The organism is Luteimonas salinisoli, assembly GCF_013425525.1.
Lineage (GTDB): Bacteria > Pseudomonadota > Gammaproteobacteria > Xanthomonadales > Xanthomonadaceae > Luteimonas > Luteimonas salinisoli.
Map to the genome: position 1 here is coordinate 6639 of NZ_JACCKA010000039.1, position 15507 is coordinate 22145.

The window sequence follows — 15507 nt, forward strand, 5'->3', positions numbered from 1 at the left end:
TGGCGGTGCGCTCGCCGAGCGCCGGGGTGATCCCGGACAGGTGCAGGCAGTCGGCGCCGTCGAGCAGCGCCGGCCAGTCGTAGTCGTCCGCCGCGGCCGTCGCGAACGCCGAACCGGCGCGGTCGTAGAGCACCTCGCTGGGGCGCAGGCCGGCGCCGGTGGACAGGAAGTACAGGCCCATGCGCCCGGGGGCGCGGCGCAACCGGTCGGTCTCGACGCCGTACCGGCGCAGCTCGCCCAGCGCCGCGTCGCCGAGGACGCCGTCGGAGACCGTGCCGGCGAGCGCGGCGGCGTGGCCCAGGCGCGCCAGCGACACCGCCACGTTGGCCTCGGCGCCGCCCACGTGCACCTGCAGGCTCGGCGATTGCAGCAGCCGCTCGCGGCCGGGGGCGCCGAGCCGCAGCAGCAGCTCGCCGAAGCAGAGGATCCGTCGTTGGGTCATGTCGTCTCCGAAGGCGGCGGAGCGGCCGCGGGAAGCGCCCGGAAACCCTTGCCGCAACGCAGCATGCTTCCCCGGCAGAGTTTTGCTACGGTTTTGACCAGCGGTGTCATTCCGGCCGCAGACCACACCATAGCAAGCGGGTTCACCCAGTCAAGAACCGCCACAGAGAGCGGAACGACGCCAGAGGAGGGGATGCAATGCGGTATCGACTCGAGACAAAAAAGACACCGGTTACCTTGCTGGCCGCAGCGATCGGTCTGGCGCTGCAGGTCGCCGCGGCAAGCGCCCTGGCGCAGCAGCCGCCGGAGCAGCCGCCGGCCACCGGTCCGACGACCGACGCCACCGAACTCGACACCATTCAGGTGGTCGGCTACCGCGCCAGCCTGGTCCGTGCCCTCGATCTCAAGCGCGACAGCGTCGGCTCGATCGATGCGATCGTCGCCGAGGACATCGCCGACTTCCCCGACCAGAACCTGGCCGAGTCGCTGCAGCGCATTCCCGGCATCACCATCACCCGCGACTCCGGCGAGGGCCGCAACATCTCCGTGCGCGGCCTGTCCGGCGAGTTCACCCGGGTACGCGTCAACGGCATGGAGGCGATCGCCGCCACCGGCGGCGAGGGCGGCCCCAACCGCGGCCGCGACTTCGACTACAACGTGTTCGCCTCCGAGCTGTTCAACTCGATCGTCGTGCACAAGACCGCCTCGGCCAGCCTCGACGAGGGTTCGCTGGGGGCGGTGGTCGACCTCAACACCGGCAACCCGTTCGGCTACGAGCATGGCCGCACCTTCGTGGTGTCCGGCGAGGGCCAGTACAACGACCTCACCGAGGATGCGGGCCCGCGCGTGGCGGCGCTGTTCGCCTACCGCGATCCGGGAGACGTGTGGGGCGTGTCGTTCTCGGCCGCCTACTCCGACAACACGACGAAGGAGCTGGGCCAGAACACCGTCCGCTGGCAGCAGGCCGGGTTCCGTTCGGTGGGGGGCGTGGTCTGCGCCGACAATCCCGACGACGCCGGCTGCTCCGAGGTCGCCGACGCCTTCCATGCACGCATTCCTCGCTACGGCGAGATCGAGGTCGAGCGCGAGCGGCTGGGTCTGACCGGCAGCTTCGAACTGCGGCCCACCGACTCCACGCGGCTGCGCGTCGATGTGCTGCATTCCAAGCTCGACGCGGCGCGCCGCGAGAAATGGCTCGAGGTGCTGTTCCGCGGCAACGAGGGCGGAATGGACGTCACCGACTACACCATCGATCCGGCGACCAACACGCTGACGCGGATGGAAGTCGACAACGCCTGGGTGCGCAGCGAGAACTTCGAGAAGGCCTGGACCACCGAGTTCACCCAGTGGAGCACGAGCCTGGAGCAGTCCTTCACCGACACGCTCTCGGGAAGTCTGTCGATGGGACGGTCGACCTCGACGCTGGAGTTTCCGCACGAGATCACCTACATGTACGACGACCGCGACTACAACGGATTCGTCTACGACTACACCGACGACCGCCGGCCGGTGATCGCGTACAACGGCGCCGACGTGACCGACCCGGCGAACTTCCAGATGGCGGAGTTCCGCGATCGGCCGAGCAGGACCGAGCACACCTTCGACACGATCTCGGCCGAGGTGGAATGGGCGTTCAGCCCGAACTACTGGCTGCAGGCCGGGGCGACCCACCGCAAATTCACCTTCGAGACCTGGGGCGGCATCCGCGATTCCGGCGTGTGCGCCGCCGGCTTGTACGACTGCGATCCGGACGGCGACGGCATCGCCGACTTCTACGGCATTCCGGCCACCGGCAACCTGTCGGAGATCCACGAGTTCGACGACGCCACCGGTTCCGGCTCGACCACGCGCTGGGTCGTGCCCAACCTGGCTGCCTGGAACGATTTCATCGACCTGTTCGGCCGGCCGATGCGCGAGGACCAGGGCAACGTGCGCCAGGTCCAGGAGGAAGACACGGCGTACTTCGTGCAGCTCAACGGCGCCACCGAACTGGCCGGTCGCGATTTCCGCTTCGATCTCGGCGTGCGCTACGTCGAGACCGACCAGTCCTCGAGCGGGTACAACTCCGGCGTCTACGTCTATGTCGACCGCCCGACCTATTCGGACACGCTGCCGTCGGCCAATTTCGCCTGGTCGCTCACGCCCGACCTGATCTGGCGCATGTCGGCGGCCAAGGTGATGACCCGGCCGAGCCTGGGCAACCTGACGCCGGGCGGCAGCGTGGACAGCTTCAACTACCGCGTGTCGTTCCAGAATCCGTTCCTCGACCCGACCCGTGCCACGGCTTTCGACACCGCCCTGGAATGGTATTTCGCGCCGGAGTCGATCCTGTCGCTGGCCTTGTTCTACAAGGACATCGACTCGCGGCCGATCCGCGCCGAGCGCACCGGCACCTACGCCTCCACCGGCCTGCCGCTGTCGCTGCTGGTGCCGACCTCGCCCGCCGAGCAGGATCCCGAAGGCCGGCCTTGGACCATCTCCACGATCGATAATGGCCCAGGCGGCAAGCTGAAGGGCTTCGAGGTCGGCTTCCAGATGCCGTTGTCGCTGTTCGCCGAGGGCGTGCCGGTGCTGCGCAACATGGGCATGATCGGCAACTACACCTGGGTCGACTCCGAAGTCGACTACACCTTCGGCAGCGAGATCGTCACCGAACGCCTGTTCGGCCTGTCGAAGAACTCGTACAACTTCACCCTGTTCTACGAGAACGACCGCTTCGACGCCCGCGTCTCCGCGGCCTACCGCAGCGACTACCTCGACGGCACCAGCGGCACCGGCAACCGCTTCGAGGGCTACGACGGTACGTTGAACGTCGATGCCTCGTTGGGCTACAAGATCAACGAGCGCTTCGAGGTGACCCTGGAAGGACTGAACCTGACCGATGACTACCAGGACCGCTGGACCGACATCGATGCGCGCCGGCGCTACGAATGGGACCACACCGGCCGGGTGTACAAGCTCGGGTTCCGCTACCGGTTCTGAGCGGCGAACGCCGCCGGGCTCGCGGGCCCCGCGGCGCACGAGGATCGCGACAGCGAGCGCGTTCCTGCTGGCGGTTGCGTCGGTGTCCGCAGCGGCGCCGATCGCGATGGGACGGATACCGGCACCGACGCCTGCGCAGGGGCAGGACGGATCGGAGCCCCGGGTGCTGGTGTTCACCGCCACCCGCGGCTGGCGGCACGACTCCATCCCGCAGGCGGTGGCGACGCTCCGCGCCCTGGCCGGCGAGGCCGGGCTGCGGTTCGCGCATACCGAGGATCCGGCGCTGTTCGCCGCGGCAGAACTGGCCCGCTACCGCGTGGTGGTGTTCGCCAACACCACGCGCGACGTCCTCGACGAAACGCAGCAGACCGCGCTGCAGGCATTCGTGCGCGCCGGGGGCGGCTTCATGGGCGTGCACTCGGCCGCCGACACCGAGCACGACTGGCCATGGTACGGCGAGCTGGTCGGCGCCTGGTTCGACAGCCACCCGCCGGGCCTGCAGACCGCGCGCGTGCGCTTCGTCGATCCGCCCGAAGCGGTGGACGGCGCCTGGCGGGTCACCGACGAGTTCTACAACTTCAAGCGCAACCCGCGCGATCGGGTCCACGTGATCGCCACGCTGGCGAGCGGCGACTACGCGGGCGGCACGATGGGTGCGGACCATCCGATCGCCTGGTGCCGGGAGTTCGACGGCGGCCGCAGCTGGTACACCGGCCTGGGGCACGACCCGGCGTTGTATGCCGACCCGATCTTTCGCGCCCATCTCGCGCGCGGCCTGCGCTACGCGGCCGGCGCCGCCGACGACTGCTGATCCGCCGCGGCGCAGCCCGCAGCCGCGTCGCGCCATGGCCGCCCGCCGATCCCGCGGCTTCGACGGCGAGCCGCGCTGGTGCCGGGTGGCCTAGGCGTTCAGGCGATCCCCGCCGCGCCGGCGCCGGCCGCGCTGCTGCGCCAGGCCTCCTGAAATCCCGCGCCGGCGCGCGAGGCGGGAGGCGACCATGGCGAACGCGCGCGTCGGCTCACATCGTGCCGCGCTGGATGAACGGAGCGCGCTGGTACAGCGCGCGCTCGGCGCCGCGCGGGTCGTGCTCCAGCCGTGGCGCGTCGCCGAAGACCATCGTCTCGCGGCGTTCGAGCGAGTAGGGCGCCCAGCCGATGGTGGCGCCGCTGCGTGGATCGCCGGCGCGCGCGAACGCCAGCAGCGCCCCGCTCATCGCCGCGGCGACCCGCTGCGCATCCGCGCCCGCACCGGTACGCGATCCCGGGCGCGCGACGTTGTCGAACACCAGCGGGATGTCGAGCGTGTGGAACGCGCGCAGGCGCCGGCCCTCGTCGGTGTCGGGATGCCAGTCGAGCTGGTAGGCCCAGGTATTGCGGCCCTGGCGCGCGCGCGCCTCGGTCTCTTCCACCGCGCCGCGCCAGGAGCGGCCGGCGGTCGTCGCGGCGAAGAACACCTCCGAAGGGGTGTAGCGTGGGTAGAGCCGCCGGTATTCCGCCACCACCACGCCCGGATCGAGGTCGACGTACTGCTGGGTGCGCAGCTTCGCCGGCAGCGATGCCCAGGTCAGGGCGAAATTGTCCGGGTCGTTGCCGAGGAAGGCGCGCGTCTCGTCGCGGGTATTGCCGATCACCATCGGCACGTCCGCCGACTGCGGCGGGGCGTCGGGCCAGAACGGGTGGCGCGGCAGCGACACGGTGTCGACCACCGGGCCGAAGTACAGGCTGCTGTCCTCCACCCGCGACGGGTCGCGGACCGACTGTGCGTCGAGCAGCGCCTGCAGCGGCAGGGTGCGCAGGCGGTCGAGATCGGCGGGCCCGACCGCGAGCGCATCGAGGAACAGCTCCGCCCGCTGCGTCGCCGCGCGCGGACCGGCCGCGGTGACCTGCTGGCCGCTCATGGTCCAGGCGCGATGGAACAGGCCGCGCGCGGCCGGCATCGCCATCAGCGTGGCGATCTTGGCGCCGCCGCCGGATTGTCCGAACAGCGTCACGTTGGCGGGGTCGCCGCCGAACTCGGCGGCGTGCTCGCGGACCCAGCGCAGCGCCTGCACCAGGTCGAGCTGGCCGACGTTGCCCGAGTGTGCCAGCGAGGCGTCGCCGAGGTCGCGCAGGTAGAGATAGCCGAAGGCGTTGAGCCGATGGTTCAGCGTCACCACCACGACGTCGCCGCGCCGGCACAGGTTGCCGCCGTCGTACAGCGGGTCGCTGCCCGAGCCGTTGTTGAAGCCGCCGCCGTGGATGTAGACCAGCACCGGCCGGCGCGCGCCGTCGCGCAGGCCCGGCGTCCAAACGTTGAGGAACAGGCAGTCCTCGCTGCCGGGGCCCTCGCCGCTGCGCTGCGGGGGCGGCGCGCCGTAGGCCAGCGCATCGCGCACGCCGCGCCACGGCGGCTCCGGCAGGGCCGGCCGGAAGCGGCGTGGGGCGGTGTCGGCGCCGTAGGGCACCCCGCGGAACACGTGCACGTCGTCCTCGACCGCGCCGCCGATGCGGCCGCCGCGCGTGCGCGCGGTGATGGCCCGGGCCGGCGTGGCGAACGCAGCCGGCATCGGCAGGGCCGCGGCCGTCGCCAGCGACAGTGCCGTACCAAGCAGCCGTCGGCGCTCCGGGTCGTGGAGAAGACGACGGTTGGATGCGGGCATGTCGCTCATGGCGTGGTCTGCTCCTGGATCCAGTCGATCGCCAGCCGCGGCCAGGCCGCGAGTGCGCCATGCGCCTGGCGCGTGCCGAAGCCGTGGCCTCCGCGGGGGAAGACGTGCAGCGACGCCGGCACGCCCGCGCGCAGCGCGGCGGCATGCAGCGCCAGGCTGTTGGCGACCGGGACCGCGGCATCGTCCTGCGCGTGCAGCAGGAACAGCGGTGGCGTCTCCGGCCCGACGTGCCGGTCGGGCGAGTAGCGGCGCTCGCGCGCGGGGACGTCGCCATCCCCGGCGGATGCATCGACGATCTCCTGCCGCGAACCGGCATGCGCGAGGTCCGGCGCCATCGAGATCACCGGGTAGACCAGCAGGGCGAAATCCGGGCGCATGGGTCCGCTGTCGGCGGCGTCGACCGCGGCGTACGCCGCCATCGGCTCGGTCGCCAGCCGGGCGGCGACGTGGCCGCCCGCGGAGAACCCCATCACGCCGATACGACCCGGATCCAGGCCGAATTCGGCGGCGCGGGCGCGGATGATGCGCATCGCCCGCTGGGCGTCGGCCAGCGGGGCGTCGGCGCCCTCGGCATGGCCGCCGCCGGGCAGGCGGTAGCGCAGCACGAACAGGGTGATGCCGGCGGCCTCGACGAAGTCCGGCACCAGCGCGGTGCCCTCCTTGTCGAGCACCACCCGCACGTAGCCGCCACCAGGCACCACCAGGCACCACCAGGAGCGCGGCGCCGCTGGGACACGGGCGGCTGTCGCGACTGCCGTCGCTGCCACAGGCGGGTGCGTACACCGCCAGGTACGGATCCCGGACGTGTTCGATGAAGCGGTCGGGCACCCGGGGATCGGAGCTGCGTTCGACGATGCGCTGCGCCGGATGGCCGGCCGCGGTCGCGGGGGCCCTGGCGGATGCCGGTTGCGCCGGCCACAGGTCGATCCGCGATGCCCGCTCCTGCGCGGTCTCCGCGCCAGGCGTACGCGCCGGCGCGCCGGTGGCCGCCAGCAGCAGGCACAGCGCCAAGGCGAACATGCCGCAGGGGCGCGGCGCGAACCAGGCGCATGCCCTCCGCCGCGATGACCGCGTTCCGCTCGTCATTCCCGGCTCCGTGCGCCTACCGCAGCGGTTCGCCGCGCGGCAGCGGGCGCAGCGGTTCCATCGTTTCCAGGTCCCAGTCGGCCTCGACGAAGGCCTGCCGCGTCTCGGCGTGGTCGGGATAGCCGCCGACCTCCTGCTCGCTGTCGATGATCGCGCCGCGCGCCTCGATGACGTCGGCGACGATGCGCCGGTCGATCTGGTCGCGGTCCCAGGGGCGCGCGCCGGCGTCGGCGATCACCGCGTCCTGCACCTGCGCCGCCGGCAGCGGCTCGACGCCGAACGGCAGTTCCGGCGCGCGCCGCAGCCGGATCAGCTCGGCCGGCGCCGTGGTGTAGCTGCCGGTCTGCGGCAGCGGCTCGCCGATGCGGTCGACCACCAGGTTGTCCTCGGCATAGAGCTCCATGTCGCCGGAACCGCCGAGCATGAAGAATGCCAGTTCGCCGGTGTCCGGGCCGGCGCGCATCACGTTGCCGCGCAGCACCATCTGCCCGGGCTGGTAGGGCTGGCGGTCGATCCACTCCTCGGCGATCAGGTTGTAGTGCACCGCCTTCTGGCCGGGGTTGTAGATCAGGTTGTTGATCACCTGCCCGCGCGCGCCGCCCTTGAACAGCGGATTGCGCTCCATGTTGTGGGCGTACAGGTTGCCGACGATCAGCACGTCGTTGACGTGGTCGTGGATCAGGGTGCCCTTGGAGTGCTCGCCCTTGGGATGCACCGAATCGGCCAGGCCCTCGGCGAGGATGTTGTTGCTGAAGGTGATCCGCCGCGACGCGTTCTGCAGCCATTCCTCCGGCGTCTCGCCGGCGAAGCGGGTGCTCGAGGCCGAGAGGTTTTCGTCGGTGGCCCAGGTCAGCGAACAGTGGTCGACGATCACGTCGCGGGCGCCGCGCATCGTGGTGATGGCGTCGAAGTCGGGGCCTTCGCGCTTGGCCCGCCCGGCCTCGCCGGGACGCACGCGGATGTGGCGCACCACCACGTCGTGGGCGGCGATCACCAGCCCGCCGCGGATCAGGGTGATGCCCGGCTGCGGTGCGGTCTGCCCGGCGATGGTGAGGAAGGGTTCGTCGATGCGCACCGTTTCGACGCCGAGATCGATGACCCCGCCGACCTCGAACACCACGATGCGCGGGCCCTTCGCCTCGACCGCCTCGGTGAACGAACCGGGGCCTTTCGCGTCGAGCGTGGTGACGCGGATGATCCGCCCGCCGCGCCCGCCGGGCGTGTGCGCGGCCCAGCCCTGCGCCCCGGGGAATGCCAGCGCGCCCTCGTTGGCCGCGGCAGCCGGCGCGAGCGCCAGTAGCGCGGCCGCGAACAGCATGGCGAGGATGCGCGGCAGCGGCGCCAGCGCTGGTGTGATCGACTGCATGGTCTCCCTCCGGATCGTGGAACCGTGGCCCGCGACGGCAGCTTATGCCGCACTGCACATTGAAAATGACACCGGTTTACCATATACGAATGTCCGAGGGCGGCGCCATGTGCACCGCAACATCGGCAGGCAGGGAGAACACGGACTTGAGCAACGGCAACGACAGCGCGGCGGACGCTCCGCGCCAGGGAGAGGAGGCGGAGGCGATCGCCGGCGCGTTCGTGCGGGCGCGGCTGGCGGGAGCGGCGCTGCCGGCGTTTCCCGGAAACATTCCCGCCGACCTGGTGGCGGCGTACGCGGTGCAGGACCTGGCGATCGCGCAGTGGCCCGACGAGGTGGTCGGCTGGAAGGTCGGCTACATCCAGCCGCCGCGCCGCGACGGCTCCGGCGACGAGCGCCTGCTCGGGCCGATCTTCCGCCGCAACCTGTGGCCGGCCGCCGGACAGGTGGAGCTTCCGGTGTTCGCCGGCGGTTTCGCCGCGGTCGAGGCGGAGTACGTGCTGCGGCTGCAGCAGGACGCGCCGGCGGGCAAGACCGAGTGGACGCCGCAGGAGGCCGCCGCGCTGCCGGCCACCTTGCACACCGGCATCGAGATCGCCAGCAGCCCGCTGGCCACCATCAACGCGCTCGGCCCGCGCGTGGTGGTGTCCGATTTCGGCAACAACAACGGCCTGGTGATGGGCGCCGAGATCCCGGACTGGCGCGCCATTCCCGAGCCGCAGCTGGTCGCCGCCACCTGGATCGGCGGCGAGTGCGTCGGCCGCGGCGGCGCCACCACCCTGCCCGGCGGGCTGCTCGCCGCCTATGCGTTCGCGCTGGCGCGATCGGCCCGCCGCGGCCGCCCGCTGCGCCGCGGCGAGCTGATCGCGACCGGCAATGCCACCGGTATCCACGACGTCGCGATCGGGCAGGGCGTGCGGGTGGAGTTCGACGGACACGGTGCGATCGAGGGACGCGCAGTGGCGGCGCGGGGCCGGCCGTGATCGCAAGGCGCCGTTTCCTCGCCGCCGGCATCGGCGCGGCCTGCGCGCCGCTGCTGCCGCTGTCGGCGCTGTCGGCGCAGGCGCGCGCCCCGGGCCAGCTGACCGCCACGGACGTGCACGTCGACGGCTATCCCACGGTCGAGGCGGTGAAGTGGATCGGCGAGACGCTCGAGCGCGAGACCGGCGGCCGGCTGCGCATCCGCCTGTACCACTCCGGGCAGCTCGGGCGCGAGTCCGAGGCCATCGACATGGCGCGCTTCGGCGCCATCGACATCACCCGCGTCTACAGCGGCGCGCTCAACAACGCCTTCCCGCTGACCGAGGCGCTGTGCCTGCCGTACGTGTTCGACTCGGTGGCGCACCTGCGCCGCGCCCTCGACGGCGGCGTCGGCCGGGCGGTGCTGGACGGTTTCGCCGCGCGCGATCTGGTAGGGCTGGCGGTCTACGACTCCGGCGCGCGCTGCTTCTACAACACCCGGCGCGCGCTGCGCAGCCCGGACGACATGCGCGGCCTGAAATTCCGGGTGCCGCCGTCGGACATCTTCATCCGCCTGCTGCGCCTGTTCGGCGCCAACCCCACGCCGCTGGCGTTCGGCGCGGTGTTCTCGGCGCTGGAGACGCGGCTGATCGACGGCGCGGAGAACAACATGCGCAGCTTCCATTCCAGCCGCCACTTCGAGGCCGCCGGCTACTGGTCGCAGAGCGAGCACTCCTACGCCCCCGACATCCTGCTGATCTCGCGGCGCAGTCTCGAGGCGCTGGCGCCGGGCGACCACGAGCTGCTGGTCGAGACCGCGCGCGAGTCGGTGCAGGTGATGCGCGAACTCTGGGACGCCTCCGAGAGCGCCGCGCGCGAGGCGGTCGTCGCCCACGGCGTGCGCTTCAACGAAGTCGACCACGACGCATTCCGCGCTGCGGCCGCGCCGCTGCTCGACGAATACCTCGCCAAGCCCGACATCGCGCCGCTGTACCGCCAAATCCGCGCACTCGCCTGAGGAGCACGATGAACCACGCCGACTCCGAGCAAGCCGTCACCCCTTCTCCGCTGCAGCGCATGTTGGACCGCCTGTCGTCCGCTGCCGTGGCCATCGCCGGTGTGGCGATGCTCGGCCTGGTGGCGGTGCAGGGCTGGCAGGTGTTCGCGCGCTACGTGCTCAACGACTCGCCCAGCTGGACCGAGCCGGTGACTCTCCTGCTGCTGAGCACGGCGATGAGCTTCGGCGCCGCCGCCGGGGTGCATGAGCAGCGCCACTTCCGCTTCCACCTGCTGGCCGCGGCGCTGCCCGCACCGCTGCGGCGCGCCAGCGATGCGATCGCCGCGCTGGTGATCCTTGCCATCGGCGCCACCCTGGCGTGGTGGGGCGCGCGGCTGCTGCTGGACGGGTTCGACATCCGCATGGCCGGCGCGCCCCTGCCGCAGAGCATCGGGTTCCTGCCGTTGGCGCTCGGCGGACTGCTGATGGCCGGCTTCGCGCTGCCGCGGCTGGCCGCGGCGTTCGCCCACGACGAAGGCGGGCGCTGACATGGCGATCGCACTGCTGTTCCTCGGCTTCATCGTGCTGCTGCTGATCGGCGTACCGGTGGCCTACGCCCTGGCGGCGGCCTCGCTGCTGGTGCTGCTGGTCCTGGACCTGCCGTCGATCGTGCTGGTCCAGCAGGTCGGGGCCGGCATCGGCACCGCTTCGCTGATCGCGATCCCGCTGTTCATCTTCGCCGGCGAGCTGATGATGCGCGGTGGGATCTCCGAGCGCCTGATCGCGCTGGCGGCGGCGCTGGTGGGGCGCATCCGCGGCGGCCTGGGCCAGGTGAGCATCCTGTCGTCGTTGTTCTTCGGCGGCGTGTCCGGTTCGGCGATCGCCGACGTGTCCGCGGTCGGCGGCACCATGATCCCGCAGATGGTCAAGCGCGGCTACGACCGCGACTTCGCCGTCAACGTCAGCATCACCGGCGCGCTGGTGGCGCTGCTGGTGCCGCCCTCGCACAACCTGATCCTGTACTCGGCCGCGGTGGGTGGCGGTATCTCCATCGCCGACCTGTTCGCCGCCGGCATCTTTCCGGCACTGCTGATGACGGTGACGCTGATGTTCACCGGCTACCTGGTGGCACGCCGGCGCGGGTACGGGGTGGAGACGTTCCCGGGGATGCGCGCGGTGCTGCTGCGGCTGGTCTCGGCGCTGCCGGGGCTGGGGCTGGTGGCGCTGATCTTCATCGGCATCCGCGCGGGCGTGTTCACCGCGGTGGAGAGCGCGGCGGTGGCGGTGGTCTACGCGCTGCTGGTGACCGTTGCGATCTACCGGATGCTCGACTGGTCGGCGTTCCGGCAGGCGGTGGCGCACGCGGCGCGCACCACCGGGGTGATCCTGTTCGTGATCGCCACCGCGGCGCTGTTCGGCTGGCTGCTGGCCTACCTGGAGGTGCCGGCTGCGGCGGTGGAGCTGATCGGCGCGCTCGCCGACAACCGCTACACGGTGCTGCTGGTGATCGCGGCGATCCTGCTGCTGCTGGGCACCTTCATGGACCTGGCGCCGATGATCCTGATCTGCACGCCGATCTTCCTGCCGGTGGCCAAGGCCTTCGGCGTGGACCCGCTGCATTTCGGCGTGGTGCTGGTGCTGGCCGGCGGCATCGGCCTGGTCACCCCGCCGGTCGGCTCGGTGCTGTTCGTCGGCGCCGCGATCGGCAAGATCGGCATCGGCGAGTCGCTGAAGTCGATCTGGCCGTTCTGGCTGGCCGCGCTCGCCGTGCTGCTGGTGGTCACCACGTTCCCTCAGCTGTCGCTGTGGCTGCCGGCGCTGTTCCGGGCCTGAGATCCGCACCTCGCAGGAGCCCCATGCGCTTGCAGGAGCGTCCCGCGCGCTCGTAGGAGCGCCCCATGGACGCGAAGGCCCGCGCGGCCCGATAGCGGCGGAGAAGCCGCAAGGCTTCGCCGCCGGCTTTCGCGGTCATGGTCCGCGCCTACGTCCAGGGTGGCCCGCTCCGGCGAAGGCCGGCTGCCCTTCGGGCTCGTGGTTGCCGATGCTGCAATGCACGATGGCGGCCCCGGCAGGGCTTTGCTAGGGTCGGTTGACTAGCGGTGTCATCGTGTTGAAACCGCGGTATACCGCCACCGTTAGCGCTACCATCGAGGAGAGGAACGCATGCCCCCGAGGATGTCCCGCACCATCGTCCTGCTGGCCTGCCTGGGTCTGCCCGGCCTCGTGGCCGTGCTTGCCCCGGCCGGGGCAGCGGTACCAGGCCCCGCCGCGGGCGCCGCACTGGAGCGGGCGCGCGGCATCGAGGGCCAGCGCCAGGCCGACCTCGGCGACGGCACCTTCCTCAACCCGATCCTCGCCGGCGACCACCCCGATCCCTCGGTGCTGCGCGACGGCGACGACTACTACCTCACCCTGTCCTCGTTCGACGCCTATCCGGGCCTGCCGCTGTGGCATTCGCGCGACCTGGTGAACTGGCAGCCGGTCGGCCACGCCATTACCACCAGCGTCGGCTCGATCTGGGCGCCGGATCTGGTGCGCCACGAGGGCCGCTACTACATCTACTTTCCCGGCCGCACCGACGCGGGCCGCAGCAACTACGTGGTCTGGGCAGACGACATCCGCGGCCCCTGGAGCGAACCGGTCGACCTGCACCTGCCGGATCACATCGACCCCGGCCACGCCGTGGGCGAGGATGGCGAGCGCTACCTGTTCCTGAGCGGCGGCGACTACGTGCAGCTGGCCGACGACGGCCTGGCCACGGCCGGCGAGGTGAAGCACGTCTACGACGGCTGGCGCTACCCGGAGGAATGGGTGGTCGAGAGCTACTCGCAGGAGGGCCCCAAGATCACCCGCCACGACGGCTGGTACTACATGATCACCGCGGTCGGCGGCACCGCCGGGCCGCCGACCGGGCACATGGTGATCGTGGCGCGCTCGCGCTCCATCCACGGCCCGTGGGAGAACGACCCGAACAATCCGGTCGTGCGCACCGAGTCGGTGGACGAACAGTGGTGGTCGCGCGGCCACGCCACTCTGGTCGAGGATGCCGCCGGGCAGTGGTGGATGATGTACCACGGCTACGAGCGCGGCTTCTGGACCCTGGGCCGCCAGGCGCTGCTCGAGCCGGTGGAGTGGACCGACGACGGCTGGTTCGTCGCCCGGGGCGGCGACCTCGGCCACCCCCTGCCGAAGCCCGCCGGCGACGCGATCGGCCGGCACGGCATGGCGCTGTCGGACGACTTCGACGCCGACCGCCTCGGCCACCAGTGGGCGTTCTATTCTCCGGGTGCGGACGAGATGGCCCGGATCTCCTTCGAGGAAGGCGCGCTGGTGCTGCAGGGCAAGGGCGAGACGCCCCGCGACGCCTCGCCGCTGACCGCGATCGCCGGCGACCAGGCCTACCAGGTCGAGGTGGAGATGGAGATCGAACCGGGCGCGGTGGGCGGCGCCCTGCTGTTCTACAGCGACCGGCTGTACGCCGGACTGGGCTCCAACGGCAAGGATTTCATCATGCACCGCTATGGCGAGGAGCGCCCGGCGCGGCTGGCGCCGGGCCCTGGCGGGCGGCTATGGCTGCGCCTGACCCACGACCGTCACGTGCTGACCATCCACCACAGCCGCGACGGTCGCAACTGGGAAAAGTACGGCGTGCAGATGGAAGTTTCCGGCTACCACCACAACACCGTGGGCCGGTTTCTGTCGCTGCGGCCCGGCATCTACGCCGCTGGCGACGGCCGGGTGCGTTTCCACGCGTACCGCTATCGCGCGCTCGACTGAGGCGAAGGGCTAGAATCGAGCGCTTGCACTCCCACCGGCACGGAACCCGCCGAATGCCCGTATCCAAGACATCGAAGCAGGGCGCCACGCCATCCGGGCCGGCACGGGCGGCGACGATCAACGACATCGCGCGCCTGGCCGGAGTGTCGAAGAAGACGGTGTCGCGGATCATCAACCACTCGCCGCTGGTGCGCAAGGACACCCGCGAGAAGGTCGAGGCACTGATGCGCGAGGTCGGCTATTCGCCCGACCCGATGGCGCGCGGGCTGGCCTTCCGGCGCTCGTTCCTGATCGGCATGGTCTACGACAACCCCACCGCGCAGTTCATCGTCAACATGCAGTACGGCGCGCTCGACGCGCTGCGCGGCTCCGGCTTCGAGCTGGTGGTGCACCCCTGCGACAGCCGCAGCCCGGGCTACATCGACGGCGTGCGCCGCTTCGTGCAGCAGCAGAAGCTGCACGGGGTGATGCTGGTGCCGCGCGTGTCCGAGGACCAGGCGCTGGCCGACATGCTCGACGAGATCGGCTGCCGCTACACCCGCATCGCCGCGGTGGCGATGGACGACCATTCGCGCATGGTCATCACCCACGACCGCGACGGCGCCGCCGAGGCGGCTGACTATCTGCAGACGCTCGGCCACCGCGACATCGCCCTGATCACCGGGCCCGCCAGCTACCGTTCGGCGATCGAGCGCACCGGGGGGTTCGTCGAGGCGTTGGCCAAGCGCGGCATCGAGCTGCCGAAGGCGCGCATCGTCGAGGCCGGCTACACGTTCGAATCCGGCGTGGCGGCGGCGGAAAAGCTGCTGTCCGGCAAGCGTCGGCCGACCGCGATCTTCTGCGGCAACGACGAGATGGCCGCTGGCGTGTACCGGGTGGCGCTGCGCGCCGGCATCGGCATCCCGCGGCAGCTGTCGGTGGTCGGCTACGACGACAGCCCGCTGGCCTCGCGGCTGTGGCCGCCGCTGACCTCGGTGCGCCGCGACACCCGCGACACGGGCCGGGTCGCCGCGGCGATGCTGATCCAGGCCGAGGAGGGCGCCGCCGCGCGCCCGGTGGCCAGCGTGCGCCCGCACCTGATCGTCCGCGACTCCTGCCAGCCGCCGGACTGAGCGGTCGCCCCGTCGCGGGATAGCTCCGCAGGGGCGGGCCTTGCCCGCGAAGTCCGGCGCCGTGCCCACCGCCGGGAATCGCCGCATGCCACCCGAGCCTGCGGCGTCGCCAGCGCGACCACGCGATGTAGGCCTTCG

General features: G+C 71.4%; 11 protein-coding genes and 1 pseudogene. 8 read left to right on the forward strand and 4 right to left on the reverse strand.

The window, feature by feature from the left end:
- A partial coding sequence (locus H0E84_RS20400; protein WP_257644083.1) for a PfkB family carbohydrate kinase occupies positions 1-442 on the reverse strand: 442 nt, incomplete at its 3' end.
- A gap of 197 nt (positions 443-639) precedes the next feature.
- Between H0E84_RS20400 and H0E84_RS05330 the strand changes: the two genes are divergently transcribed.
- On the forward strand, positions 640-3423 hold the full coding sequence (locus tag H0E84_RS05330) for a TonB-dependent receptor (RefSeq protein ID WP_180677602.1): 2784 nt from the start codon (positions 640-642) through the stop codon (positions 3421-3423).
- Between the two features lie 163 nt (positions 3424-3586).
- A complete protein-coding gene (locus H0E84_RS05335; protein ID WP_345776274.1) occupies positions 3587-4234 on the forward strand; it encodes a ThuA domain-containing protein in 648 nt (215 codons plus the stop codon).
- Positions 4235-4442: 208 nt separating this feature from the next.
- Here H0E84_RS05335 and H0E84_RS05340 read toward each other — a convergent pair whose 3' ends face one another.
- From H0E84_RS05340 to H0E84_RS05350, 3 genes and pseudogenes are all read right to left on the reverse strand, one after another.
- Positions 4443-6071 (reverse strand): carboxylesterase/lipase family protein, encoded by a 1629-nt coding sequence (locus H0E84_RS05340; RefSeq protein ID WP_425600463.1) that lies wholly within the window; start codon positions 6069-6071, stop codon positions 4443-4445.
- A pseudogene (locus tag H0E84_RS05345) lies at positions 6068-7157 on the reverse strand (alpha/beta hydrolase). Before H0E84_RS05345 ends, H0E84_RS05340 begins: the two are co-directional and overlap by 4 nt.
- A 16-nt stretch (positions 7158-7173) precedes the next feature.
- The gene (locus H0E84_RS05350; RefSeq protein WP_180677604.1) at positions 7174-8523 is read right to left on the reverse strand and encodes a pectate lyase family protein; all 1350 of its coding nucleotides are present in this window, start codon (positions 8521-8523) and stop codon (positions 7174-7176) included.
- Between the two features lie 107 nt (positions 8524-8630).
- Here H0E84_RS05350 and H0E84_RS20405 point away from each other — a divergent pair, with 107 nt between their 5' ends.
- The 6 genes from H0E84_RS20405 (at position 8631) to H0E84_RS05380 (ending at position 15369) form a co-directional block, all read left to right on the forward strand.
- On the forward strand, positions 8631-9506 hold the full coding sequence (locus tag H0E84_RS20405; RefSeq protein WP_425600464.1) for a 2-keto-4-pentenoate hydratase: 876 nt from the start codon (positions 8631-8633) through the stop codon (positions 9504-9506).
- Positions 9503-10501 carry a TRAP transporter substrate-binding protein DctP gene (locus H0E84_RS20410; RefSeq protein WP_180677606.1) on the forward strand — a complete coding sequence of 333 codons (999 nt, stop codon included), beginning with the start codon at positions 9503-9505 and terminating at the stop codon, positions 10499-10501. The genes H0E84_RS20405 and H0E84_RS20410 overlap by 4 nt, the downstream gene beginning before the upstream one ends.
- An 8-nt stretch (positions 10502-10509) precedes the next feature.
- On the forward strand, positions 10510-11028 hold the full coding sequence (locus tag H0E84_RS05365; protein ID WP_180677607.1) for a TRAP transporter small permease: 519 nt from the start codon (positions 10510-10512) through the stop codon (positions 11026-11028).
- Between the two features lies 1 nt (position 11029).
- Positions 11030-12313, forward strand: a complete 1284-nt coding sequence (locus H0E84_RS05370) for a TRAP transporter large permease (RefSeq protein ID WP_180677608.1) — start codon at positions 11030-11032, stop codon at positions 12311-12313.
- Positions 12314-12643: 330 nt separating this feature from the next.
- Positions 12644-14257, forward strand: a complete 1614-nt coding sequence (locus H0E84_RS05375; RefSeq protein ID WP_257644084.1) for a family 43 glycosylhydrolase — start codon at positions 12644-12646, stop codon at positions 14255-14257.
- A 53-nt stretch (positions 14258-14310) separates the two neighbouring features.
- On the forward strand, positions 14311-15369 hold the full coding sequence (locus H0E84_RS05380; RefSeq protein WP_180677609.1) for a LacI family DNA-binding transcriptional regulator: 1059 nt from the start codon (positions 14311-14313) through the stop codon (positions 15367-15369).
- Positions 15370-15507: the final 138 nt, after the last annotated feature.

Coding starts and splice junctions, on each gene's coding strand:
- H0E84_RS05365 (WP_180677607.1), top strand. CDS start 10,510: ATGAACCACGCCGACTCCGAGCAAGCCGTCACCCCTTCTCCGCTGCAG.
- H0E84_RS20405 (WP_425600464.1), top strand. CDS start 8,631: ATGTGCACCGCAACATCGGCAGGCAGGGAGAACACGGACTTGAGCAAC.
- H0E84_RS05370 (WP_180677608.1), top strand. CDS start 11,030: ATGGCGATCGCACTGCTGTTCCTCGGCTTCATCGTGCTGCTGCTGATC.
- H0E84_RS05330 (WP_180677602.1), top strand. CDS start 640: ATGCGGTATCGACTCGAGACAAAAAAGACACCGGTTACCTTGCTGGCC.
- H0E84_RS05375 (WP_257644084.1), top strand. CDS start 12,644: ATGCCCCCGAGGATGTCCCGCACCATCGTCCTGCTGGCCTGCCTGGGT.
- H0E84_RS05340 (WP_425600463.1), bottom strand. CDS start 6,071: ATGAGCGACATGCCCGCATCCAACCGTCGTCTTCTCCACGACCCGGAG.
- H0E84_RS05350 (WP_180677604.1), bottom strand. CDS start 8,523: ATGCAGTCGATCACACCAGCGCTGGCGCCGCTGCCGCGCATCCTCGCC.
- H0E84_RS05380 (WP_180677609.1), top strand. CDS start 14,311: ATGCCCGTATCCAAGACATCGAAGCAGGGCGCCACGCCATCCGGGCCG.